Source organism: Neochlamydia sp. S13, from assembly GCF_000648235.2.
Classification (GTDB): domain Bacteria; phylum Chlamydiota; class Chlamydiia; order Chlamydiales; family Parachlamydiaceae; genus Neochlamydia.
Genome location: NZ_AP017977.1, coordinates 1,163,214 through 1,187,262, shown reverse-complemented (window position 1 = coordinate 1,187,262; position 24,049 = coordinate 1,163,214). Strand labels below are relative to the sequence as shown.

General features: G+C 37.2%; 19 protein-coding genes and 1 pseudogene. 12 read left to right on the top strand and 8 right to left on the bottom strand.

Features of this window, described 5'->3' with window-relative positions; genetic code table 11:
* Positions 1-200: 200 nt before the first annotated feature.
* From tdh to TY21_RS04495, 6 genes are all read right to left on the bottom strand, one after another.
* Entirely contained in the window at positions 201-1,235 is a 1,035-nt protein-coding gene (gene tdh, locus TY21_RS04520) for an L-threonine 3-dehydrogenase (RefSeq protein WP_039384512.1), read from the bottom strand.
* 38 nt (positions 1,236-1,273) lie between these two features.
* Positions 1,274-2,461 (bottom strand): glycine C-acetyltransferase, encoded by a 1,188-nt coding sequence (locus TY21_RS04515; RefSeq protein WP_042244239.1) that lies wholly within the window; start codon positions 2,459-2,461, stop codon positions 1,274-1,276.
* A 205-nt stretch (positions 2,462-2,666) separates the two neighbouring features.
* Complete coding sequence (locus tag TY21_RS04510) at positions 2,667-3,206, bottom strand: carboxymuconolactone decarboxylase family protein (protein ID WP_042244237.1); 540 nt, start codon at positions 3,204-3,206, stop codon at positions 2,667-2,669.
* Between the two features lie 203 nt (positions 3,207-3,409).
* A complete protein-coding gene (locus tag TY21_RS04505) occupies positions 3,410-4,018 on the bottom strand; it encodes an HAD family phosphatase (RefSeq protein ID WP_042244235.1) in 609 nt (202 codons plus the stop codon).
* A complete protein-coding gene (mutM, locus tag TY21_RS04500; protein WP_042244233.1) occupies positions 3,999-4,853 on the bottom strand; it encodes a DNA-formamidopyrimidine glycosylase in 855 nt (284 codons plus the stop codon). Before mutM ends, TY21_RS04505 begins: the two co-directional genes overlap by 20 nt.
* Positions 4,854-5,338: 485 nt before the next feature.
* Positions 5,339-5,866, bottom strand: coding sequence for an HdeD family acid-resistance protein (locus tag TY21_RS04495; RefSeq protein ID WP_042244231.1), 528 nt, complete (start codon positions 5,864-5,866; stop codon positions 5,339-5,341).
* Positions 5,867-5,960: 94 nt separating this feature from the next.
* Here TY21_RS04495 and TY21_RS04490 point away from each other — a divergent pair, with 94 nt between their 5' ends.
* The 5 genes from TY21_RS04490 to TY21_RS04475 all read left to right on the top strand — a co-directional run bounded on the left by TY21_RS04490 (position 5,961) and on the right by TY21_RS04475 (position 11,800).
* Positions 5,961-6,245: a DUF167 domain-containing protein gene (locus TY21_RS04490; protein WP_042244229.1), complete on the top strand. Its 285-nt coding sequence runs from the start codon at positions 5,961-5,963 to the stop codon at positions 6,243-6,245.
* Between the two features lie 704 nt (positions 6,246-6,949).
* Entirely contained in the window at positions 6,950-8,371 is a 1,422-nt protein-coding gene (locus TY21_RS04485) for a lipase maturation factor family protein (RefSeq protein ID WP_052354684.1), read from the top strand.
* 16 nt (positions 8,372-8,387) lie between these two features.
* Positions 8,388-8,564, top strand: coding sequence for a hypothetical protein (locus TY21_RS10980; protein WP_158623022.1), 177 nt, complete (start codon positions 8,388-8,390; stop codon positions 8,562-8,564).
* Between the two features lie 753 nt (positions 8,565-9,317).
* Complete coding sequence (locus tag TY21_RS04480; RefSeq protein WP_042244227.1) at positions 9,318-10,112, top strand: S9 family peptidase; 795 nt, start codon at positions 9,318-9,320, stop codon at positions 10,110-10,112.
* A 35-nt stretch (positions 10,113-10,147) separates the two neighbouring features.
* Entirely contained in the window at positions 10,148-11,800 is a 1,653-nt protein-coding gene (locus tag TY21_RS04475; protein WP_042244225.1) for a diphosphate--fructose-6-phosphate 1-phosphotransferase, read from the top strand.
* A 325-nt stretch (positions 11,801-12,125) separates the two neighbouring features.
* On the opposite strand, the gene TY21_RS04470 is transcribed toward TY21_RS04475, so the two are convergent.
* Positions 12,126-13,721, bottom strand: coding sequence for a peptide ABC transporter substrate-binding protein (locus tag TY21_RS04470; protein ID WP_042244223.1), 1,596 nt, complete (start codon positions 13,719-13,721; stop codon positions 12,126-12,128).
* A 309-nt stretch (positions 13,722-14,030) separates the two neighbouring features.
* Between TY21_RS04470 and TY21_RS04465 the strand changes: the two genes are divergently transcribed.
* The 7 genes from TY21_RS04465 to TY21_RS04435 all read left to right on the top strand — a co-directional run bounded on the left by TY21_RS04465 (position 14,031) and on the right by TY21_RS04435 (position 23,609).
* On the top strand, positions 14,031-14,675 hold the full coding sequence (locus tag TY21_RS04465; RefSeq protein ID WP_042244221.1) for a hypothetical protein: 645 nt from the start codon (positions 14,031-14,033) through the stop codon (positions 14,673-14,675).
* 16 nt (positions 14,676-14,691) lie between these two features.
* The gene (locus tag TY21_RS04460) at positions 14,692-15,375 is read left to right on the top strand and encodes a hypothetical protein (protein ID WP_042244219.1); all 684 of its coding nucleotides are present in this window, start codon (positions 14,692-14,694) and stop codon (positions 15,373-15,375) included.
* Between the two features lie 385 nt (positions 15,376-15,760).
* Positions 15,761-16,117 carry an RNA-binding protein gene (locus TY21_RS04455; protein ID WP_039384534.1) on the top strand — a complete coding sequence of 119 codons (357 nt, stop codon included), beginning with the start codon at positions 15,761-15,763 and terminating at the stop codon, positions 16,115-16,117.
* 406 nt (positions 16,118-16,523) lie between these two features.
* The gene (locus tag TY21_RS04450) at positions 16,524-16,877 is read left to right on the top strand and encodes an RNA-binding protein (RefSeq protein ID WP_042244216.1); all 354 of its coding nucleotides are present in this window, start codon (positions 16,524-16,526) and stop codon (positions 16,875-16,877) included.
* A gap of 251 nt (positions 16,878-17,128) precedes the next feature.
* Entirely contained in the window at positions 17,129-17,350 is a 222-nt protein-coding gene (locus tag TY21_RS04445; protein WP_042244214.1) for a hypothetical protein, read from the top strand.
* 275 nt (positions 17,351-17,625) lie between these two features.
* Positions 17,626-19,896: a hypothetical protein gene (locus TY21_RS04440; protein ID WP_042244212.1), complete on the top strand. Its 2,271-nt coding sequence runs from the start codon at positions 17,626-17,628 to the stop codon at positions 19,894-19,896.
* Positions 19,897-19,958: 62 nt separating this feature from the next.
* Positions 19,959-23,609, top strand: a complete 3,651-nt coding sequence (locus tag TY21_RS04435) for a HEAT repeat domain-containing protein (protein ID WP_130589535.1) — start codon at positions 19,959-19,961, stop codon at positions 23,607-23,609.
* 66 nt (positions 23,610-23,675) lie between these two features.
* Here TY21_RS04435 and TY21_RS11830 read toward each other — a convergent pair.
* Positions 23,676-23,816, bottom strand: a pseudogene (locus TY21_RS11830) (group II intron reverse transcriptase/maturase); the annotation flags it as partial.
* Between the last annotated feature and the right edge of the window lie 233 nt (positions 23,817-24,049).

Here is a 24,049-nt window from a genome sequence, read left to right as displayed (position 1 = left end):
TTAGAGGCCGTGTTGAAAGATCCCTGGAACGGTCCTTAGAGAATCCTGGTCACTTATAAAGCTATCGTATTTTATCCAGGAGCTTTAAAAACTATTGTTGAAAATTTTCACAGTTTTAAAAAGGGTTGCTCTAAATTGCTATTGTTAAGCTATATCTATCTGAACCCTTTTTTGCCTAAATGTTATGGAAGCTTATTTTTTCAGGTGCCCTCTAGCCAGTCTAAAATAACTTTTCCTGATTGACCTGACATCATCACTTCAAACCCAGTTTCAAATTTGTCAATAGGATAGTGGTGGGTAATTAACGGCTCTATTTCAAGGCCACTTTCCAATAAATTAACCATTTTAAACCAGCTAGAAAAAATTTCTCTTCCGTAAATGCCTTTAATAGTCAGCATTTTAAAGATAACAAGGTCCCAATCAATTAAGCATTCGGCAGGTAAAATACCCAGCAAAGCAATCTTCCCACCATGATGAGCATTTTCTAAAAGCGTTCTTAAACCATCCGGGTGTCCGGACATTTCCATGCCCACAGTAAAGCCATTCTGAATATCGAGAGCTTTCATAACCTCTTTTAAAGAAGTATTAGCTACATTGACTATTGTTTGTGCACCTAGCTTTTTAGCTAGCTGTAACCGGTATTCATTCACATCGGTAATGACTACTTGATGAGCTCCAGCTTTAGCAGCTATGGCGGCTGCCATTATGCCTATAGGCCCCGCACCGGTAATAAGAACATCTTCTCCTGTAAGATCAAAGGTAAGAGCAGTATGTACAGCATTTCCATAAGGATCAAAGATGGATGCGACATTATCTTTAATGGAAGGAGGGAGGGGAAAGACGTTTTCGGCGGGGATATTAAAGTATTCAGCAAAACAGCCATGCCGATGAACGCCTACACCTAAAGTGTTTATACATAGATGCTTTTGGCCTTTAAGGCAGGAAATGCAGCTGCCACAGGTAATGTGCCCCTCGCCGCTCACGCGATCGCCTACTTTAAGGCCTTTAACATTTTTACCTATCTCAGCGATTTCTCCCATGTATTCATGCCCCACTACCATAGGTACAGGAATCGTCTTTTGTGCCCAGGCATCCCACTTATAAATATGAATATCTGTGCCACAGATAGAAGTTTTATGTGTTTTAATTAAAACCTCATCTTCTTTAATGGAAGGGATGGGAACATCTTCCATCCATAGGCCTTCTTTGCGGTAACTCTTAACTAAAGCTTTCATGATGACCTTACATATATGTAATTTAAAAGACAAAGATGTTAGATGATTTTAAATTCTTTGCCAACATTTTCAAATGCTTGTATGGCCATATCTAATTCTTCTTTATGGTGGGCTGCTGACATTTGCGTACGTATACGTGCTTGTCCTTGAGGGACGACAGGATAGCAAAACCCTATCACATAGACTCCCTGCTCTAACATACGAGCAGCCATTTGCTGAGCTAAGACTGCGTCACCTATCATGACAGGAATAATAGGATGTTCACCAGGTAGGAGCTTAAAACCTAATTGGGTCATTTTTTCACGGAAATAGAGACTATTATCTTTTAATTTCTTTCTCAAATTCTGGCCATTTTCTACTATTTCTAAACATTTTATGGAAGCATACGCGATAGCAGGTGCGAGGGTATTAGAAAAAAGATAAGGCCTTGAACGTTGTCTTAACCATTCTACAATTTCTTTACGTCCTGAAGTGTAACCTCCCGAGGCACCACCTAACGCTTTTCCCAAAGTACCGGTAATAATATCTACCCGTCCGATAACCTCGCAATGTTCTGGTGTGCCGCCTCCTTTTTCCCCTAAGAAGCCTACAGCATGCGAATCATCTACCATAACAATCGCCTCATATTTGTCTGCTAGATCACAGATGGCTTTTAAGTTAGCAATGCTGCCATCCATAGAAAATACACCATCGGTAGCAATCATTTTAAATCGACACTCTTTAGCCTCTATTAATTGTCTTTCTAGATCTTCTATATCATTGTTCTGATAGCGCAAACGCTTGGCTTTACAAAGTCTTATTCCATCGATAATGCTAGCATGATTTAAAGCATCACTAATAACAGCATCTTCACTACCTAAAAGAGTTTCAAAAAGGCCTCCATTGGCATCGAAGCATGAAGAATAAAGAATAGTGTCCTCAGTTTTCAAAAAATGAGAAATTTTATTTTCCAGCGCATGATGTATGCTTTGCGTGCCACAGATAAAACGTACCGAAGACAAACCATATCCATATTTATCATAACTTTCTTGAGCAGCCTTAATGATTTGTTGATTATTAGCTAGGCCAAGGTAGTTATTGGCACAAAGATTTAGCACCTTATTCCCATTAGCTAGGGTAATGGTAGATTGCTGAGGAGAAATAATTTCAGATTCTTTTTTGTATAGACCCGTATTTTTAAGTTGTTCAATTTGCTGTTTGAGATTTTTTAGAAAAGATTGATCCATAAAGTACTCCGTTTTTAACAGAGTAACATTTCTATGTATCTACTGACAAGCAGATCGTAGAAGTAGAAATATAAGAAGGATTTGGAGAGTAAAAAGAGGTTAGGACTTAAGATACTTATGCTTTAAAGCTTTAAAGAGTTTTAGCTAGATAAAAATTGTCTTTCTAATGCATATGATTTCTATGCATTAGAAAGACCTTTAATATTTAGGTTAGAGGAGGAGCTTCTGGGAAATCTACTTGAGTGCCGATAATGTTATTAAAGTAATTGGTAAACATGTTAACAGCAATATTAAGCACAATTTCTATAAGTTCTTGATCAGAAACATCTTCATTCTTTAACGCGACGACATCTTCTTCAGAAACCTTACCTCGTTTCTCTACTACTATTTTAACAAATTTAAGAATGGCTTTTGTTTTAGGTTCTTGAGCCTCTCCCTTGCGCGCTAGTAATATTTCTTGCTCAGGAATACCGTGCGCCTTAGCAGAAAGAGTATGCGCAGATACGCAATACTCGCATTGATTAGCTTGGCCAATAGTTAAAGCAATCTCCTCTCTAACTTTTGCAGATAAATGAGTATGAGCAGCAGCTTCGCTTAAAGCTAGAAAAGCTTTCAAGGTTAAAGGGGAGTTGCCCATATTCTGGAAAATATTAATAACCCTACCCATCTTTTTCTCTAGGGCCTCATATAACGGTTTAAGCTCAGGTCCAGCTTTTTCAGGAAGAACGGGGGTGACGCGTAACATAGCTTTTACTCCTAGGTGGCTGTTAAAATAGAGAATTAACGAAACTCAAGGTTTAATACAAGATTTTTTTTAGAGCTTCTAATGTTAATGAGACATTAGCAGCTAGGCGCTAGAAACTTTTGTCAGTCTTGGTTAGTAAAATGGTTATTAAAAGTTCGCTCTCCACAAAATGTTGATAAACAATCAAGCGGTAAAGTTTTTATTTAAATAATTTTTAACCTTAGGAGCTCGTCGTGTACATGCTGGTGCTCTTGACAGACAATTGCATCGATACCCATCTTCTGGGCAGTTGCTACATTTGCTAAAGAATCATCAATAAATAGACATTCCTCTGGCTTCAAAAAGTATTTGTCTAAGAGAAATTGATAAATTTTTCTGTGTGGCTTAACGGTATGAATTTCGTAGGAGAAGACGGCGCCATCAAAGCTATCTAAAAGGCTTTTGTATAGAGATATCTTCTTAAAAAACTCTCCCGAAATGTTAGATAGAATAAAAGTTTGCTTTTCCTTTGCTTGAACTTGTTTTAAAAGACTAATTCCTTTTTCTAGAGGCACTAGCTTTTCTAAAGAAAGGCTAACAAAACGTTCAATATATTGACGGGGGTACCAAGTACTAAGCTGCTGCACAGCTTCCTCTAAAGAAAGGATTCCTGCGTCTAAATCAGTCCACGTTTGTGTGTAAATAATTTTCTCGATATGCAGAGGGAAATCAGGATCTTTTTCTTTAAGAAGACGTGAAACTTCTTTAGGATTCCAATAAAAAAGCACTCCTCCTAGATCAAAAATTACTTGCTTATAAAGGCTTGATTTCATTAAAGATCTCACTCTTTTGGCAAGTGGGGCAAAGATGAGTCCCTCGCTGGGCTACCACAATTTTAATAATAAGTGTGCTACATCTTGAGCAGGCTAATCCTTGCTGGCGAAAAACTTTTAAATGATGCTGATGACCCCCTCTTCTTCCGCTAACGCTATAGTAGTTACTTACTCCTACACCTAAACTTGTTCCTTTGTTTTCAATCCCTTTGTTTAGCACATTTCGAATGGCTTGGTGTAATGCTTTTATCTCTTTTTTAGTCAGAGAATTAGTTAATTGTTGGGGATTTATTTTAGCTTCCCATAAAGCTTCGTCAACATATATATTTCCTAGCCCTACAATATGCTTTTGATTAAGAAGAAAGGGTTTAATTTGAGAAGCATACTTTTGCAGCATAGAAGTTAATGCTGAGCAGGTAAAGTTAGAAGAGAGAGGTTCTAAACCAAGTCTGCTTAATTTCTCTGCTGAGTCACTATATAAAGACCACCGTCCAAATTTTCTGGGATCTTCATAACGTAGGATTGTTCCATCTGTAAAAACTAGGCGTATATGTTCATGCTTTTTAATAGGCAACGGGTTGGCGAGCCATTCAAATTTACCGCTCATACGCAGGTGTACGAACAAAGTACTTTGTGACAAAGTAAATACCAAATACTTTCCACGTCTTTCTAAGTTATTAATAGACTGACCTTGGATTTGATGTATAAATACTTGATCATCCGAGGTATCAATTATTCTAGGCCACTGTACATAGGCGGTTGCAATTTGTTTACCGACTAAGCCAGTCGCGATAAGTTCTCGTACGATAGTTTCTACTTCTGGAAGCTCAGGCATATTTAAGCTATAAGCTAAAATGATGTGGATAAAAATTGAGTATATTAGATGGTTAAATAGTCTGGCAAACCTTTTTTATTGCAAGGGAGTATTTACAGGCAAGTAAGTTAAATGGTAAGCGTAGGCTCAAGGTTTTGTAAAAGCTCTAGAAGAGGAAGGAAACTTTTAGCATTCATGAAGGAAGGATAAATATAAAATCAAATTTTGAATAGTTACCTAGTCATCAATATTATTACTTGTTTGCCAGGTAAACAAACCAAAGGATAAAGAATAGATGCATTTTACTTAAAATTTTTTTTAAACCGGAGGAAAGTTAAATTGTTTTTTTTTAAGGGCAGGCTAATGAAAGGCGTGAAGTCCTTTTTATCATATTTAACACTATAAGCTGGCCCAGCACACTTGGCTAGCATTAGGGCAAAATTCTTTTAATTCCTTTATCTTTTTATTGCTTTAATGCGTCTTAATATAGAAGCAGAGAGGTTTTATTACTTAGTGGTAGGAATGTGAATAGCGAGCGCTAAGAGTGAAAATCCGAACCAAGTCATATTAATTCCTACCAATGGGCCAATTATCCATCGAGAAGTTTCGGGCCAATCTGAGAGAATAATACCTGACATCAAAAGGGCAATAATTCCGCTAGAAAGCAGCCACCCCCAATTAGGTGTACCTTTTATTTCAAGACTAATGCTTATTTTAATGATGCCTTCAACCAAAAAAAAGAGGGCAGTTAGTAGAGTAAGAGTTTGCATACCTGCCATAGGATAGATAAGCATGCAAGCTCCTACTAACATAGAGATAATCGCACAAGCCAACGATAAGGCTCCCCCGGGTTCATGGATAGCTTTAAAAGATTTATAAAGTTGAGCGCCCCCTCCTAGAAAAATAATACTCCCTACTATTAATTCAATACTTAAGGTCGCTATGAAAGGGGCAGTAATAGCTATCCCTCCTAAAATAATTAATAAAATGCTTTCCACAATAAAAGCTATGCGATACTTTTGTAAAATATTCATGGGAAAAAGCCTCCTTATTCATTAACTTCATTGATATTTCATGGCTATCCTTAAGCTTAATTTATAAACGCATAATCTGTAAAATATATTCAATATGTTTAAAAGCAATTTAGCTCCCATCTATCTGCCTATTAAAGTCGTTTTGAAAGCCAAAAAAAGTGAAATAGCAGGCTGGGAAAATGATCGCCTCAGAATACGTCTTTCCGCTATTCCTGAAAAAGGGCTAGCGAACGATGAGCTGCTTAGGCTTCTTTCCATTACTTTAGGTATCCCTAAAACTTCTCTGCAGATTGTGCAAGGAAAAACCGCGCGCCTAAAAATCGTTCGTATTGAAGGGCTTTCCCCTCAAACGCTTCATCATATTTTATTGTCTAAATAATATTTTGTTCTGGCAAGATTTGAATTTATTTGAAGATTTTCTGCCATTTTTCCTTATTATCACTTAGGCTACTTTTATATAAAATTTTGTAGAGAGGGAGAAATATCTCTGAATATTAAGATTAGCTTAATATTTTTTGTTTTAGCTCAGATTTCTTCTGGCAAGGCTTAAAAACCGTTTATTAGTAATATTATGCTTATGATAAAGCACTTAAGATATTATTCATTTTCTTTATACCAAAATTAGACAAAGAATAAAGAAAAATTATACTCAATCAATTAAGCAATATAGTGTATAGAAAACTAAATATGTGGAGCTCTGCTTGATTACAGAATTTTTCTTAAGTCAGTACGGATAAGGAAGTATGCTTATATCATTGCAAATGAATTAAAAGGTGATAAGTGCGGGCTCAAAGGGGGAGAGTAATACTTATATAACCCAGCAGGCTATTATCAATTTTTAGCAGGAAACTGAAATGTTTGCCCTCTATATTTTATATGGATGATGGGCCTAACTAGGGAAGGAAAAGTTAAAATTATTATCTCCTTTAATAGGTGAGAGCAGGGCCATAGTCTGCAAGGAAAATAAAATTTTAAAGAGATGAAATAATATAAAAAAGACTCAATAAAGAATTCACTTATTTGAGTTGATTATTTAGGCAATTTGCTAATAAATAATTATCAATTAACACATTAAGCTGGTATATGCAAAATTTTATGGAGTCAAATGCTACCTTTATAGCAGGGCAGTGGGCATTTATCAAATTGTTAGGTTTATGTTACCTCCTTGCTTTCTGGTCCTTATTTATTCAAGTGAAAGGTTTATATGGGTCTAAAGGCATCCTTCCAATGAAGGAGATTTTTAGCGGCATGCGAAGGAGAAAAACGTATAAGCATTATTTAAAAACACCTTCTATATTTTGGATAAGCACGAGTGACAAAATGCTAAGAGGGGTAGCCTTAGTAGGAATAATAGGGGCAAGCCTAGTGCTTTGTGGGGTTGCTGTTAGCTGGATGCTCTTTATTCTTTGTTTATTATATTTATCTTATGTTTCTCCTTCTCTTTATTTTTTGTCTTTTCAATGGGATGTTTTATTGATAGAAGTAGGGTTTGCCGGTTTCCTTTTATCTTTACAATCGCCTCCTTTACCTATTGCTGTATTCTTATTGTGGGTTATTCTTTTTCGTTTAATGTTTTCTTCAGGGATAGTGAAATTTCTATTAGGGAGCCAGGAATGGAGGAATTTATCTGCCATGCAATATCATTATGAAACGCAGCCGCTTCCTAATAAAATAGCTTATTTCCTTCATCATCAACCCAAATGGTTATCTCAACTATCCACGCTTGCTGTCTTCTTTTTTGAAATTATTTTACCTTTCTTTATTTTTACTAATCCAGACTTCAGAGTTTATACCTTTCTTATCCTTGTATTGTTCCAATCGATCCTAATCTTAACAGGTAATTTTACTTTTTTTAATGGGCTTACTATTGCGCTTAGTTTTATGCTTTTGGAAGATAATTATTTGCCGTGGCTGCAACCCTACCTCCCGCTTTCTAATTCTCCAAGAGAACTATTTACTTCTCTTTGGGTCTCTATCTCAGCCATATCTTTGATCGTGCTAAATTTTTTCCAACTTGTCCAGCTTTTTCGCTCTTTACCTTCGGTAGAGCGGGTTTTTGCTATAATAAGTCCGTTTTATCTTGTCAATAAATATGGCCTGTTTTCATGTATGGTTACTCGGCGTTATGAAATTGAAGTGCAAGGAAGTGAGGATGGTAGGACATGGAAAATATATGAATTTAAATGGAAGCCTGGGAATCTTAAAATTTCTCCTCGCCCGGCAGCACCTTATCAGCCGCGATTAGACTGGCAGCTTTGGTTTGCTGCCCTTGGAGAAGTTAAACACAATCCCTGGTTTACACGTTTTATCTATCGATTAATGGAAAACTCGCCAGAAGTTGTAAAATTGATGAAAAATAATCCTTTTCCTGATAAGCCTCCTACATATATGCGAGCTAATCTCTATGAATACCATTTTACAACACTTCAAGAGAAAAAAGAGTCAGGCAATTGGTGGAAGCGTCACTATGTAGGCATTTATTTGCCTCCTGTGAGTAAAAGTTAAAATATAGGAAGGCTGTGTGGAATATATAAAGGAAAATAGCATAGGTAGCACCAATAAAAGAACTTTTAGCCATGATACAAGCGTAAAAAGCAGATTGGATAGGCTATCTAATGTGGAAAAAATTTATGCTGTTGAAAAAGAATTGTTTGATCGGCTTTTAAATGCCTCTTCTACTACTCATAAAATCCTTTGAATCTTTAAGAAAGAAGATTAGGCTTACCAAGCCATGCTGGATATTGATCAGGTCGTAAAAAGTATTAATAACGCTAACGGTCTTTCAAAGGATATACTTGACGGGTCCTTTAAACAAAGATTTACTAAATCGATTAATTAATAAATAATGCACCATTTTTTCAAGGTGGCTAGGAAATAGTATTCTTCTGATAGCTATAGATGAGTGCGCTCAATTGACAGTAAGAAATAATAAAGCCACTCTTATTTCTACCTCGCTAGAGTTAAGACCTCATTTGTAGTTAAAATCAAGAAGTTTAGTCCCAGCAAAATGTTTTTTAATGTTTATTTATAGAGCTGCTAGCTCGTTGGTTTCATCCGCTAAAGATAATAATTGCATCTTTTTGTTGACAGCCGGGCCTATAGACGTAATATATAAAACATTTGGAGACAATTTAATTGCAAAAGTGAAGAAAAAAGAAAAAAACTAACGATTGAGGCGTGCAATTAAAGGTAAATCAGATTGCTTAAGAAGAAGAAAGAGGCATTGCATCTAAAGCATATCTACTTTTTATTGTACTTGTACGCATTAAGGGCAATATATTAGGGGTCTTGCTAAATAATTACCAGGCAGGCCATGCATCTGCATTCTTCCTGTCTATATCGCTAGGAAATTATTAGATGAGCTATGCGCTGTAATTAGTTAATTGAAGTATAAGTCGCAGCTCTCAGAGGCTTTGCTTTTAACCTGCTTGAATGTAAAGGAAAGATTTCAATGGAAAGAGTAGAGGAGAAAGAAGCTATCGTTCTTGAAGTGGAAGGATACAAGCTCTTTGGTGTTTTACACCTTCCTTTAAAGGGAGAAAAAGTTCCTGGTATTTTAATGTGCCATGGTTTAGCAGGGAATAAGATAGGCCGTTTTCGCACTGCTGTTACTTTAGCTAAAGAATTAGCAAAGAGGGGAATAGCATCCCTTCGTATAGACTTTCGAGGTTGTGGCGATAGCGATGGAGATTTTTGCGAAGCAAGTGTGAAAGGATTGTTAAAAGATGCCGGCGCCAGCTTAAGCTATTTGCAAAAGCATGCGCGTATTGATCCTTATCGTCTAGGTGTTATGGGCCGCTCTTTCGGTGCGGCAATAGCTCTTATGGCAGCGCACTCGCATAAGAACATTAAAAGCCTTGCTTTATGGGCTCCTCTATACAACACAGCACAGTGGCAAGAGGCCTGGCGTATTTTCCATGACGTTCATACACCTGCAAAGGTACGCGAACAATTGCTAAGCATTGAGGGACAACAAGGTAGCCCTATATTTTTTGAGGAGTTCTTCAATGTTGATCTAGCACCTACTTTAGAAGCCTTAGCCGATGTGCCTTTGTTGCATATCCACGGGCTAAAAGATAGCGTGGTTAAAGTAGATCATGCAAACCTATATGAAAATAAACGCTCAACTGCGCGAGCAACCTCTAAATTTATAAAAATACCAAAAGGGGACCATCATTTTACCCATAAAAATGATCAAGAGTTAGTTATTGCTGAAACAGTCAATTGGTTTAAAGCCACATTGTGAAGAAATAAATAGTAATTTATAGAGCAGGAGCTTTTATGCCTAGTACTTTACAGAAAATCCGCATGGAATACCAACCTTTGTTACCGCCTTTATTAAATGACATCCATTCACTTGCTCTTATTCCTACCGGCAATTTAGTGGTGAAAGATTCTGCCTTAGCACATCTCTTTCCCCATACTTATCAGCGACCTCACTTAAAAGTCGCAAAGAGCCAAATTCAAGAACAATTTCCTATGCGTATAGGCTTTGTGTTTTCTGGAGGTCAAGCAGCCGGAGGACACAATATTGCTTCTGGGTTGTTTGATTCTTTAAAAAAATTGCATGTTGATAGCCAGCTCTTTGGATTTTTAGGAGGACCCGATGGTATCGTTAAAAATAAATATATAGAAATTAATGCGGAAGTTTTAGCTTCTTATCGTAATCAAGGGGGCTTTAATTTAATTGGAGCAGGTAGGACAAAGATAGAAACCTCACAGCAATTTTTAGCAGCTGCTCAAACAGTAAAAGATTTAAAGCTCGATGGTTTGGTTATTGTGGGTGGGGATGACTCTAATACAAATGCCGCTTTGCTTGCAGAGTATTTTTTAAGCCAGGGAATGGCTACTAAAGTAATTGGTGTACCCAAGACAATTGATGGGGATTTAAAAAATGAATTTATTGAACTTTCTTTTGGGTTTGATTCGGCCACAAAAACATATTCTGAATTTGTAGGAAATATTCTTGTCGATGCTTTATCGGCAGAAAAATATACATTTTTTATCAAGCTTATGGGGCGAACAGCTTCTCATATTGTGCTAGAAGTGGCTCTGAACACCCACCCCAATTTGGCTCTTATTGGAGAAGAAGTTGAAGCGCAAGGATGGACTCTTCAAGATATTACCCATATAATAGCGGACTTAATAATTGAACGTGCTAAAAGTGGCAAAAACTATGGCGCCATATTGATCCCTGAAGGGCTTATTGAATTTATTCCAGAATACAAAATCCTAATCAAAGAATTGAATACCCTCTTAAGCACAAAGCAAATGTATGCTGAAAAAATTGAATCTTTAATACCTAACCAAGAAAAAATTAATTATATTAAATCTTTTCTTTCTTTAAAAGCTCAGCAAAGCTTACAAACTTTACCCGAAGATATTCAAATGCAGCTATTGCTGGATCGTGACCCTCATGGCAATGTACAAGTAGCTAAAATTGATACCGAGCGTCTTCTTATTGAAACTGTCCGCCAAGAGTTAACAAAACGATTAGCTCAACATTCTTCCGTGGTAAAATTTAATCCTCAGCCTCTATTTTGCGGTTATGAAGGTCGCGCTTGCTTACCTTCTAATTTCGATAGCCAATACTGTTATACCTTAGGTCATCTAGCTACATTATTGATTCAGGCGGGAGCAACTGGCTATATGGCATGCATACAAAAATTGAATGAGCCTATAGAAAATTGGGAACTTTGTGGTGTACCTCTTGTTTCTATGATTCATTTAGAAGAACGTCATGGAAAAACTAAGCCGGTGATTAAAAAAGCATTAGTCGAATTAACAAGCCCTATCTTTAATTATTTTAAGCAAGAAAGTGTCAAATGGCGCTTAAATGATGATTATATCAATCCTGGCCCTATGCAGTTTTTTGGCCCTGAGGAAATCACCCATAGTAAGCCTTTTACTCTAATGAACAAAAATAGTAGATAGGCAAGCTTTAACGCTTAGGAGAAGATTTTTATAAAGATATTCTAAACTAGGCAAGGAGGGGGGAGGCAATAGGCCGTAATAGCAGAAAAAAGTGATAGATATATTTTAATTGAAGTAAAGGAAAAGCTTTTTGAGGACAAAAAGGAGATCTCTAAATAAAAAGATAAAATTTAGAAAACCTTGTCCAATGTTTTTAAACAGCTGCTTATGTAGTTATCTTGAAGCAACCCCTTTAAATGGACGGGGAGTAAGTGAAAAAGCCTTTCCTTTTGATCAGGACTGCCTTTTTAGGCTTATTGCTAAAGTTAATAATAGGCTTAAAAGATTAAGGGGGACCCTCATTTATATCTTTTAAAAAGACATATTTAATGTCTAAAATCCCTATGTCTGATAGGCCTATACCTCCTAAATTCTCGCTTTCTGCATAAGGGAAAGAACCAAAAAGCAAAGGAGCAATAGGCATGGAGTCCATAAGAAGTTTTTCAGCATTTTCTAAATATTTTCTGCGTGTATCGCTATCTTTTTCCAAGTAAGAAGAAGCTAATAAATCAAGATATTTTGCGTTTTCGTTCTGGCTAAGGGTGAGATTGTAAATTTTATAATTAAAGTTTTCTAAAAAACCTAGAGGATCACTAAATCTTGTACCCCATGAATTCAACGTGATTTGGTAATCTCCTTTTTCAATATATTGGGCGAAAACTTCAGGTTCTTGCTTTTGTAGCTGAATGGTAAAACCAAATGCATGATTCCACTGCTGCTGCACAGCTTGAGCAATTGTTCCTTGCATGTCTGTATTAGCATAAGTTAAGGTAAGCTGAGGGAGAGAATCTTTATCCATTTCCATTTCTTGTAAAGCCTCTTGAAATAATTGCCAAGCTGCTGGAAGATCATTGTCTTGAGAGTAGTTTATAGCTTCCCAATCTTCTAGGGGTGGAATTATCCCTGTTGCAGGCAAGTTAGTTCCTTGGGTAGCCAGCTCAGCAATAACTTTTCTATTTAGGGCCATGTTAAAAGCTTTACGTATTTTGACATTGCTTAGGAAGTTAGCTTTTGTATTGAAGTGTAGCCCATGCATAATTGCTGCAGGCTTAATCTTTAATAGATCTTGGTGTTTTAAGGTCGGCACAGCCTGTAAGGGTAAATGGCTTAAAGGGGAGCCCACATAATCCACCTTTCCTCTTTCAAACATTTTGTAAGCTTTGTTTCCATCCATCGCCGACAAGACCACAGCGTCGATAGCGACCACTTTTGCATCCCAATAACTGGAATTTTTAACGAGAACAATTTTTTCTGAGGGTTTCCATTCTCTAACTTTAAAGAGGCCATTAGTTACTAAGGGATAATTTTCCTTTTTCTGGAGGAATCCTAGAGAAGGATGAACGGGAAAATACAGAGGGGTGGTTACTGCCTTTAAAAAATAAGGAGTAGGATTTTCCAGCTGGATCATTAGATGCTTAGAATCTAACGCTTTAATGCCTACTGCTTCTGCAGAGCCACTTCCTTCTTTAAATGCCTTGGCACCTTTAATTATATAGAGTAGATCAAGATTTTTGCTTGGAAAAGAAGGGAGTAAAACACTCATCCATGATTGTTCGAAATCTTTTGCTGTTAAAGGAGTGCCATCACTCCATTTTGTATCCTTGAGGACAAAAGTATAAGTTTTTAAATCAGCAGATACTTCTACAGATAGGGCTACTGCTGGGATAACGTTGCCTTGATGATCTATCTTCATCAAACCCTCATAGAGCATATGCAAAAGATTTTTAGTAATTAAATTAGCTGGATAGCGTGGGTCCATGCTGGAGGGAGACTCCTCGTAAGCCAATCTAAGTATAGCTTCTTGTTTTTTAGGCACCTTTTCATTTTGGCAAGCTGAAAGCAAAAATATAATGAGTGCGAGTAAAGAAAAATTTTCTTTCATATCAATCCTCCTCCTCCTGCAAAACCAGACGGTGTGCAAGGTCTATTAAAGTACAAGTCAAGCAACTATTCTTTCCAGCAAGCTTAAAATTAAAGATAAAAGCCTTGTTTTTCAATTAATTAATTTATTTAAATCTATCCACTTATCATTCAAAGCAAATGAATTATTTTTAAAGACGTAAAGTAAATTTAGCTAGCATTCTCTGCGGATAAAAATAGCAAAAATTTTTCTTTTCTTATTTTTGTTGTAGCATTATGAGGGATCCGTTATAAAAAAATTTAATCATACAACAAGTGGATGGGATGGTCTATGTTCAAAAGTTTTCTAGTGGGTAGTATTATTGTAAGTTTAATTGGAGCTTTTACTTTGTATGGATACGGAAAAAATATTGTAGACGACATGTTTTTGGCTTCAAAGAATTCCTATAAAGAAAATAGCAGCGTTTCTGAACCTGTCCTTGAAGGGTGGATAGATTATATACCAGCTTCCAAAAGCTTTACTTCAAAATTTCCTACTATACCCCAGCACGCTACCGATCGGGCCTTAGATAGTAAAACTAAAGAATCTAAGCAATATGAGATGTATGTCTCAGAAAATAATGATCATGTCTTTATGATTAGCGTAATATCCTTTTTAGACGTTAACAAAATACGAGATAGTGAAAAGGCTTTAAAAAATATTGTCGATGATATGGTGGTATCAAACCCAGGAAACAGATTAGAAAAGTTTCAGCAAGGAAGCCTAGAGGATATTAAAAATGTAGAATTTTTAATTACTAATGAGTCTTATACTATTAAAGGACGTGCCTTTTTAGCTAAAAACAAACTGTATGTTTTATCCGTATTGTCTAAATCGGCAGCTGATCCTAGCTTAGAATTCGAATACTTCTTTAAATCCTTTAAAATAAATAAAGATAGCTCTCCTAGTCTGTTGTCTTTTTCTACGAAAAACTAATATTTTAAGGAAGTCTATGGTAAGAATAGTTTATGCTTTTATTTTAGCGGTGCATTTGAAGGCGAGTATGGTGTGTGCAAATCCACCTTCTTCTTCAATTAATCACCATCCTTCGGCTATTTCTACTGCTCAAGCTTCTGGATCATTAAAAGCTCCCCTTATTTCCTTTAAAAAGCCTTTAAATCCTATTTCAAGTGAGGGCTTCCCTTTTACCTTGCCAGGGATCGTAAGTTTAAAAGACAATCAGTGGGTGGGAAGCGATAATTTATATAACTTAAAACCAAATATTCGCATAACTTTAGAGCTAGTGAAGGGCGAGAATAAGAATTTTGACATTAATGAAGAAGAAGTGAAAGGGCATATTCAAGAAAAACTTGCCAGAATAGGGATTAGCTCAACAACTTTGCATGAAGCTAACCAGCCTTTCTTACCTCTGTTTCATGTACTAGTGTTAGTTGATTCTATCGATCAGTTCTATACTGCTAGCTGTTCATGTCGTTTATTTGAACCTGTTAGTCTAAAGCGTGTCTCTTTAGAAAAAGGAATTATTTATCAAGCAATTACCTGGGAGAAACAAGAGCTGATTACTTCACCAAAAAAAGATTTTTCCGATTTATTAACTAAAACTCTTAATGGTTTAACAGAAGATTTTGTGAATAGATTTCTTTATTTTCAAAAATTAAAGTATAAAGTTCAGTAGGCTGATAAAACTTTTATAAAAGAATCAGCTAGGCTAAAAATTATAATTTTACAAATCTGTAGACATTAATCTAAAAAAAGCTGATAATTTGAGTATCTGCAATTTAATGAGGCGAGCTAGTATCTAATAAGTATTTAAAGTCGTAAGAAAAATTATGAAACTAGAGAATTTTAAATCTTTTAATCTTCTCTTGGACTATGTTTGGGCTTCATTAGATGTCAAATTTTCAAGATTTCCCAACACAGTTTACTTATAAGGTCTAAGGGCTCGTACCAATAGCCTTTATCTTATAAATCATTCTTTCCTAGCGCTTAAGAGCTTTTTATAGATCTCTCTTTTTCTCCTTTAATATTGCAGTTGTTAACCAACCCAAAATGGAGTCCATATGAAGAAAATTTTTGTAGGCAACTTATCCTGGAAAGCAAGTGAAGAGACTTTAAAGCCTCTTTTTGAAGCTTTTGGAACTGTTGTCTCCATCAAAATTATTAAAGATCAGTATACAGGCAAATCTAAAGGTTTTGGATTTGTTGAGATGGAAACTGATGATGAAGCTGCAAAATGCATCCACGAGCTTAATGAAAAGCCTTTCTTAGAGCGTAATTTGCGCTTGAGCCCCGCCCAAGAGCGTCAAGCTGGTGCAGGTGGTGGTCGTGATAATAGAAGCCCTCGCGGCAACGGTGGGGACTCCTATCACCGGGGTGGTCAACGTTCTAATCGAGATAGATCTTTTGCATCTGAGTAATAAGATTATCGATCTTAAACGATTTCTAAAAACCATGGTTTAAGCCATGGTTTTTCCAATTTTTTAACTTCGCAGCTTGAATAAAACGATGTAGGCAGATTTAGTTATTAAATAAAGTATAGAAGCTAGAAATACAGGTAAATAGAAGCATTATCAATTATATAAAATAATCTTACTTTATTAAATTACTAGAATTCATGCTAAATTTTTTTAATATTCTTTCACATCCTTACGATTGTAAGCCACAAGGATCTAAAAATTTATAAACTAAGCATTTAAGTAAAAGTTAGCAAAGGAGAGCGGTTGCTTACCACCCTAATGCTAGCTCTTCTTACCTTTAAATACTTGCTTTTAAACATAAAAAAATACAGTAAAAAATTATTATAATATTTCAAACGGAGTCCATATGAAGAAAATTTTTGTAGGCAATTTATCCTGGAAAGCAAGTGAAGAGACTTTAAAGCCTCTTTTTGAAGCTTTTGGAACTGTTGTCTCCATCAAAATTATTAAAGATCAGTACACAGGCAAATCTAAAGGTTTTGGATTTGTAGAAATGGAAGCTGATGATGAAGCTGCAAAATGCATCCACGAACTTAATGAAAAGCCTTTCTTAGAGCGTAATCTTCATTTAAGTCCCGCCCAAGAGCGCCAACCAGGTGCAGGTGGTGGTGGCCGTGACAGTAGAAGCCCTCGTGGCAACGGTGGAGATTCCTATTCTAGAGGAGGACAGCGTTCTAATCGTGATAGAAATTACGATTAATAGACGCCCTTATTTCTATCCAGAAATTTTAAAAACCATGATCTAAACAATCATGGTTTTTTATTTTAAACTTAGTTAAAAAAAAATTGGCCCATCAGCAGATTAATAAAACCTTCCAATCTAGGGCCGCGCAAGCATGGCTCATTTTCTTTAAGTTCAGGGCGTGTTTGTAGATGGCAGCAAGGGCATCTGCTCGTTACTAGATCTATTTGGCATTCCTTAAAAATAAGTAAAGGATTATAGCTTTAGCCATGATTATATGTCTTTGCTTGCTGGTCTATATCCTTACTCAGCGTCACTTGCGTCAACAATTACAAAGATTATCTACCTCTATTGTTAATCAATTAGGAAAGCCTACAAAGATGCCTACCCTGCGTTGGATCTTCCGAGTTCTTGAAGGTGTTTATCTCTTGATAAAATGTACCCTTGAAGGTATGAAAAAGCTAATCCTTAATTTAAATCCTAATATATAACATATGTTACAAGTTTTAGGACCCTTTTTCAGAAATTATATACTCATGGAAATTAACTTGCTGAATGTGGGCTAGATTATCAAGGTCTTTAACAAAGATATTTTTAATGCTAATAGCCTATTCTTAAACTAAAAAACTTGCATAAAACTAAAATCCTTAACTATCATTAAGTTATGAATAAACCAAAGGATGGAAAGAAATTAATTACCCCTTCCTTGTTTATTAGGAGGCCCATTTTTTCATAACATAGTATTAAATTAACCAAAGAGGTCACTATGTCTATGTCTATTCAACGAGATTTTCCTGCAATCCAACGGTTTGAAAAGCTAGGAGATACCGATTGGGAAACCCTCAAGAAATTATATGTCACAACTTTTTACCTAGAGGCGGGCGCTCAGGAGCAAGCTGCTCAAAAGATGCAAACCCACATAGAGGACCGCGATATAGTCGACTATGCCAGCTACCGAGAAGCAATTTTAAGAATATTTCCTTCTTCTTATTTTAATTTAGAAGCTGAAATAGCAGGTAGGATAGCGAAAACGGCTACTGATGGGTATACCTTTACGGCGAAATGGTACGAATTTATAGTCACCCAAAAAACAATTCATGTGCCTAGAGATTTAGAAAAGTCGCAAAAGTGCAAGATTGCTATTAAAGCTCCTGGTAGCCGCAAATTAACCTCCGATATTGATACTTCTATTCTAACCACGTTTACAGGAGAAGGCTCTTTTTTTGAGCATGCAGAAGCAAGGATTAAAAGGGAAGGACCCGATTTTGAAGGTCGCATTACCAATGCTATCATTGATGGTTTTTATAGCATTTCGGAAGAACTATTTAAGATGACCTCTGCTTCCCAGCGAGATTCGAATGCCTATGCAGATACCCTAGCCAAAGATAAAGAAATCTATCCCAAATTTCTTCACGATGAAGAAAATAATCCCTTAATTCAAGGAGAGAGGCTTTTTTCTGAAGAAGAATTTACCAAAATATTTAAAGAGTATAAATATCAAAAACATGTTCAAGAAATGGCGGCAAGTTTATTCTCCCTGCATGCTAGCTTGGAGCAAGAGGAATGGCAAGCATTTAAAGATCTTGTTAAAAAAAGGCTAAGCAAAACCCTTAAAGCAGAATTGCCTAAAGATGCCCAAGAAACCCACATCTCGCTCTGTCAGCAAGATTATGATGCCATTTTTCAAGGGGTAGAAAACATACACAATCATTATCTAAACAAACTTAATGATAAAATACAGCAGCTAAGCCAATTAGATCCTCTACCAGTACGTGCACAAGACATTACAATTGCCGCTCTTAACAGGCTCTATTTTGAACATTTAGAACAATGTACAGATTGCTATGAACAAATCCTAGCTTTAAAGAGTAAAAGGAAGCCTTTAATGGATGAATTAGAGGCAAAAAAGCAAACATTAGATAAAAAGCTGGCCGACTTAAAAAAATTAGACCATAATAGTGACGATGAAGATATCCAAGAGCTGATTGAAATAAAGCAAAAGAATTGCGCTGTATTGGAAGAAAGTTGCCGTAAGTTAAAAGATTCACTACGCCAAAAAATCATTGAAATAGCTCAACTGCAAATAAAGCATCAATCTCGTCAAATCCTAGCCAGCACATTTGCTAATGAAGCTTATGTGTGTCGGTCCGCTGTGTATCATGTCGTGAATGGACAAAGCGGTGCCGCAGACCTTCCTATCTCGCAACAAACCCTATTAGGCTCGGCTCTTCAGCAAGTAGGCTTTAAGCTTTTACATAGTAAAGAATTAATTCATAAAGGTTATTCTTCTGAAGAGGTCGCTTATTATACAGCCAAGTATGGACAGCGGCTTTTTAATCTTATTTTTAGTGGACGCAATGCAGAGCTGGAAGACAGGATCATAAATCGTTTAGCACAAGGTAGAAAAGGAAAGGATTTACCTAAGTTTACCTATCTTAAAGCTAAACAGGTAAGACACAATGCTTATCTCACTTTTACAGAGGAAGAGTTAGCTCTTCTAAATGATCAAGCAAAAATTATCCAGCGTATTAAATCAAACCCTACGGTTTTAGATGCTGAAAAACCTAGAAAAACACTTGAATTAATACAACAATTACGTGCTCTTTCTACCGAAGAAGAAAAAACGCGTTATTTTGAACAGGAGAAAAAGCTTTATTTATCGATTAGCGCTAAATTAATCGGCCTGGTTTGCGCTTCTAGATTAGAGCAAAAGGGCTATCTATGGGGAAAAAATTTACGCATCCTTTTTAAAGCTGAGCAAAAAGAAGAGATAAAAGATTCACCATCCGTTATTCCCACTCCAGTGCCTCTGCAAACTCCCAAGCTTCTAGAACCTATCTCTGAAGGGAGTGCTATAGATGAACATCATAGGATAGGCCCACATGCAAAAAACTTGGTAATGGGTATAAATGGAGGAAAAGCAAGAGTAAGCCATATGTATCAAGAATCTCATTCTCAATCCGCGGTAGTGGCCAATCCTTCTGAAAAAACTGCTCAATTGTTAGCTACAGGGGTGTTTGGAAACAACCCAAAGTAAGCAGCCCATCAGTACAACGCTCTGCTGATGGGTTAGATGGTTGTGAGCACAGTCTTACAGCTTTGCAAGCCACGCCTGGACATTTTAATGTCCAGGCTAACGCTAGTCAAATCCATTTAGAGCAAAATGCAAGGCTGCTTATTAGCCCTATTATTCAATACCATGCATTGCAGCCCTTGTCTCAAGTACCCCTCAATCCACAAACTCTCATTAACTCTCTTCGAAGCCTTTACCTTTCTCAAAAAACCCTTTCTATTTTTAGAATTAAAGCAGAGCAAGAGTGGGAATTTAAAGTTCCTTTAGAAGACATTTATGTACGCTTAGGGATCATTGAAAGCAAAGAAAGAAGAGTGCGTGACCAAGCACTTGATAAACATTCCCAGCAAATACAAGATGATCGCATCCCAACCTTTGAAACCATCTACGAACCTAAACAAAATATTGAAATTGAAAAGCTTTTCGAGCACAAAAGCCTTGAAAAAGAAAATGCTAAAAGAATTTACATTCAAGGCGCAGCAGGAATTGGTAAGAGCACTTTATGCCACTATATTGCCTATCGCTGGGCAAAAGAGGAGCTTTGGCAAGGCATTTTTTCTTATCTTTTTTGGATTCCTTTAAGAAACCTTACTTTAAAGAAATATCCTGCTGATACAGAGTATACTCCCGCTGATCTTATTGCTAGGGAATATGCAGGCAAAATTGATTCAAGAGCAATTGAGGCTTGTATAAACAATGCCATTTTACGGGAGAAAACTCTTCTTGTTTTAGATGGCTATGATGAACTTTCTGCAGAAGCTCAAGGAAATACAAGCCTGGCTACAGCCTTTAAGGAGCTAAAAGAGTTATTTCCCCATATTCTAATTACCTCAAGACCTGGAAGCTGCTCTTTTAACCGTTCTTGTGAGCTAGAGCTTTTAGGTTTTGATAAAGAAGGGGTCGAACGTTATATCGATAGATTTTTCAAACAAGTTCAAGCAGAAGAAAAAAAACAAAAACTTTACCACTTATTACAAAGCTCTCCCCAGGTCTTAAGTCTTGCTCAAATTCCCATTAACTTGACTCTTCTTTGCTGCCTCTTTAACGAAGAGCCAGAGGTTTTTGATTCTACTCAATCCATTACGATGACGGCTATTTACGAACGGATTGTTAACTGGATGTATAAATGGTTTCTATTAAGAAGAATTGATCAAGGCCAATCCAGTCAAACTAAGGAGAAAATTCTTACAGAGAAAAACCTGCGTTATAATCAAGAAGTAGCCAAAATTGCTACAGCTTTTGAAGAAATGGCTTTTTTTGCCATGGAAAACAATACCCTTTATTTAGGAAAGCAAGAGATCGATGACTTTAGAGGCAACGCAATCACATCCAATGAGCTTGCCGATTGTGGACTTCTTCGCATTCCTGAAGGAAAAGGGTATTTTATTCACTTAACCTTTCAAGAATTTCTAACCGCTTCAAAAGTTGCCAATCAATATCTGCAAGGAGAAAATAGACAAGCATGTCAAAGTTTTTTATGCAATTATAAGTTTGAGCCCCGTTATATCCTAGTCTTGCGCATGATTGCGGGATATCTTTCCTTGTCTACTTCACGTAATCGACGTTATTTAAATTCAAGCCCGCTACAATCCTTTTTTGATGACCTTTTTGCTGAACCTCACGACCTAGCTGTCAGAAGCGAACTCCATTTGATTGCGAGTTGTTTTGAAGAGTGTCAAAATCCTACTCAGGTGAGGCAGTACGAGGGTTTCATAGAGCTTGTAAAAGACTATATGATAGATCTCTCCTTGTTAGGTTTAGACTTTGAAGGATTGCTTAGGAATAAAAGCCTTTTTAATCATCCTAAAATAATGCATACTATCGAACGATTATTATCTGACCCACATACCATAAAAAACATGCTACTCATGCTAATGAACTTAGCAAACCTCATAGCAAAAGAGCAAAGATTATGTCTAGAAATAGTAAGATCGATTGTTAAGATTCTTAAGGACCGTGATAACTGTTATGGTGCTAAAGACACTGCAGCCCGTGCTTTAAATATAGTGGTAGGGCAAATTGGCAAGCTTCCTAAGGAAGCGGCAGATGCTCTTGCTCAAATTCTTATGGAGGGGGATAGTGATGTCACATGTATTGCTGCCTATTATATAGAAACATTGGCAGAGCAAGGAAGCAAGCTTCCTAAGGAAGCACTAAATGCTCTTATCCAAATTCTCAAAGAGGGGGATAGCGATGCCACATATGTTGCTGCCTATGCTCTAGCACTAGCGACAGGACAAGGAGGCGAATTTACTAAGGAGGTGGTAGACGCTCTCATTCAAATTCTCAAGGTGGGGGATAGTGATGCCATATCTGCTGCTGCCACAGCTCTAGCAATGGTGGCAGAGCAGGGAGGCGAGTTTGCTAAGGAGGCGCTAAATGCTCTCATTCAAATTCTCAAGGAGGGGGATAGTGATGCCATATCTGCTGCTGCCGATGCTCTAGCAATGGTGGTAGAGCAAGGAGGCGAGTTTGCTAAGGAGATGCTAAATGCTCTCATTCAAATTCTCAAGGAGGGCGATAGTGATGCCATATCTGCTGCTGCCACAGCTCTAGGAATGGTGGCAGAGCAAGGAGGCAAGCTTCCTAAGGAAGCGGTAGACGCTCTCATCCAAATTCTCAAGAAGGGGGATAGTGATGCCATATCTGCTGCTGCCGATGCTCTAGCAATCCTGGCAGAGCAAGGAGGCAAGCTTCCTAAGGAAGCGGTAGACGCTTTTATCCAAATTCTCAAGGAGGGCGATTATACTGCCAAAAGGCATGCTGCCGATGCTCTAGCAATGGTGGCAGAGCAAGGAGGCAAGCTTCCTAAGGAAGCGGTAGACGCTCTCATCCAAATTCTCAAGAAGGGGGATAGTGATGCCATATTTGCTGCTGCCGATGCTCTAGCAATCCTGGCAGAGCAAGGAGGCAAGCTTCCTAAGGAAGCGGTAGATGCTCTTGTCCCAATTCCTCAGGAAGGCGATCGTGCTGCTAAAATGTTTAATGTCGATGTTTTAGGAGTAGTGGCAAAGCATGGAGGCAAGCTTCCTAAGGAGGGGTTAGATGCTCTCATCCAAGCTCTCAAGGAGGGCGATTATGGTATCAAAAGGCGTGCTGCCGATGCCCTAAGAGCAGTAGCAAAACAAGGAGAAAAGCTTCCTAAGGAAGCACTAAATGCTCTTATCCAAATTCTCAAAGAGGGGGATAGCGATGCCACATATGCTGCTGCCGATGCTCTAGGAATGGTGGCAGAGCAAGGAGGCAAGCTTCCTAAGGAAGCGGTAGACGCTTTTATCCAAATTCTCAAGGAGGGCGATTATACTGCCAAAAGACATGCTGCCAATGCCCTCGGAGAAGTGGCACAGCAAGGAGACGAAATTGCTAATAAAGCCTTAAATGCTCTCGTCCAAATTTTCAAAGAGGGTGGCCCTATTGACAAATGGTATGCTGTCGGGGGCCTCAAAAAAGTTGATAAGAAGGCTTTATTAAAAATGAGCATTGAAGCATTTCCTTTAATCGCTAGCGTTTGTTTCTTTGCTGCAAACAGCTTTTCAGTTAAAGGCCAGCAACTTCAAATTTCTGACAAGACAACAACTTATTTCTGCAAGGATAAATTAATGCTGAACTACGAGGAAATAAGAGAAAAATCACCTAAAAAGCTTGCTATATGGCGAAAACAATTAGATAACCTCTAGTTTGGGTTTTTGGACGGCAATTAAGAGCTCATCTTACGCAGACATAGAATTTCTTTGTAAAGTTTGCAGTTCTTGATAGGCTATTTGAGCTAGTCTATCACTTACCGTAGGTATTCCCAAGATTCTTTCTCCACCACTTTTCTTTGGTATTGGCACCGCTTTTACAGGCGGTGGGAAATAGCTTCCCGACTTTATCTTGTTCTAGATGGCGCACTTGCTTTTTAACATACTGCCAAAATTCTTTTGATCCGCCATGATTGTTATTAAGAAAACGGATGATTTTGTCATGGCTAATCTGGCCATCTTAAAGATTCGATAGCCCTGTGACTGGTGCTTGTTGGTTTTGGCTGATAAGATAATCCGTATAAATATCAAGAAGATCAAGTTTCATTTTTTTCTCCTCATTTCAAAGAAAAAAATATACCCTTAGAATAATTTTT

Excerpts from the sequence above, each read along its gene's own strand:
- tdh (WP_039384512.1), bottom strand. The coding sequence starts at position 1,235 with ATGAAAGCTTTAGTTAAGAGTTACCGCAAAGAAGGCCTATGGATGGAA.
- TY21_RS04515 (WP_042244239.1), bottom strand. The coding sequence starts at position 2,461 with ATGGATCAATCTTTTCTAAAAAATCTCAAACAGCAAATTGAACAACTT.
- TY21_RS04510 (WP_042244237.1), bottom strand. The coding sequence starts at position 3,206 with ATGTTACGCGTCACCCCCGTTCTTCCTGAAAAAGCTGGACCTGAGCTT.
- TY21_RS04505 (WP_042244235.1), bottom strand. The coding sequence starts at position 4,018 with ATGAAATCAAGCCTTTATAAGCAAGTAATTTTTGATCTAGGAGGAGTG.
- mutM (WP_042244233.1), bottom strand. The coding sequence starts at position 4,853 with ATGCCTGAGCTTCCAGAAGTAGAAACTATCGTACGAGAACTTATCGCG.
- TY21_RS04495 (WP_042244231.1), bottom strand. The coding sequence starts at position 5,866 with ATGAATATTTTACAAAAGTATCGCATAGCTTTTATTGTGGAAAGCATT.
- TY21_RS04490 (WP_042244229.1), top strand. The coding sequence starts at position 5,961 with ATGTTTAAAAGCAATTTAGCTCCCATCTATCTGCCTATTAAAGTCGTT.
- TY21_RS04485 (WP_052354684.1), top strand. The coding sequence starts at position 6,950 with ATGCAAAATTTTATGGAGTCAAATGCTACCTTTATAGCAGGGCAGTGG.
- TY21_RS04480 (WP_042244227.1), top strand. The coding sequence starts at position 9,318 with ATGGAAAGAGTAGAGGAGAAAGAAGCTATCGTTCTTGAAGTGGAAGGA.
- TY21_RS04475 (WP_042244225.1), top strand. The coding sequence starts at position 10,148 with ATGCCTAGTACTTTACAGAAAATCCGCATGGAATACCAACCTTTGTTA.
- TY21_RS04470 (WP_042244223.1), bottom strand. The coding sequence starts at position 13,721 with ATGAAAGAAAATTTTTCTTTACTCGCACTCATTATATTTTTGCTTTCA.
- TY21_RS04465 (WP_042244221.1), top strand. The coding sequence starts at position 14,031 with ATGTTCAAAAGTTTTCTAGTGGGTAGTATTATTGTAAGTTTAATTGGA.
- TY21_RS04460 (WP_042244219.1), top strand. The coding sequence starts at position 14,692 with ATGGTAAGAATAGTTTATGCTTTTATTTTAGCGGTGCATTTGAAGGCG.
- TY21_RS04455 (WP_039384534.1), top strand. The coding sequence starts at position 15,761 with ATGAAGAAAATTTTTGTAGGCAACTTATCCTGGAAAGCAAGTGAAGAG.
- TY21_RS04450 (WP_042244216.1), top strand. The coding sequence starts at position 16,524 with ATGAAGAAAATTTTTGTAGGCAATTTATCCTGGAAAGCAAGTGAAGAG.
- TY21_RS04445 (WP_042244214.1), top strand. The coding sequence starts at position 17,129 with ATGATTATATGTCTTTGCTTGCTGGTCTATATCCTTACTCAGCGTCAC.
- TY21_RS04440 (WP_042244212.1), top strand. The coding sequence starts at position 17,626 with ATGTCTATGTCTATTCAACGAGATTTTCCTGCAATCCAACGGTTTGAA.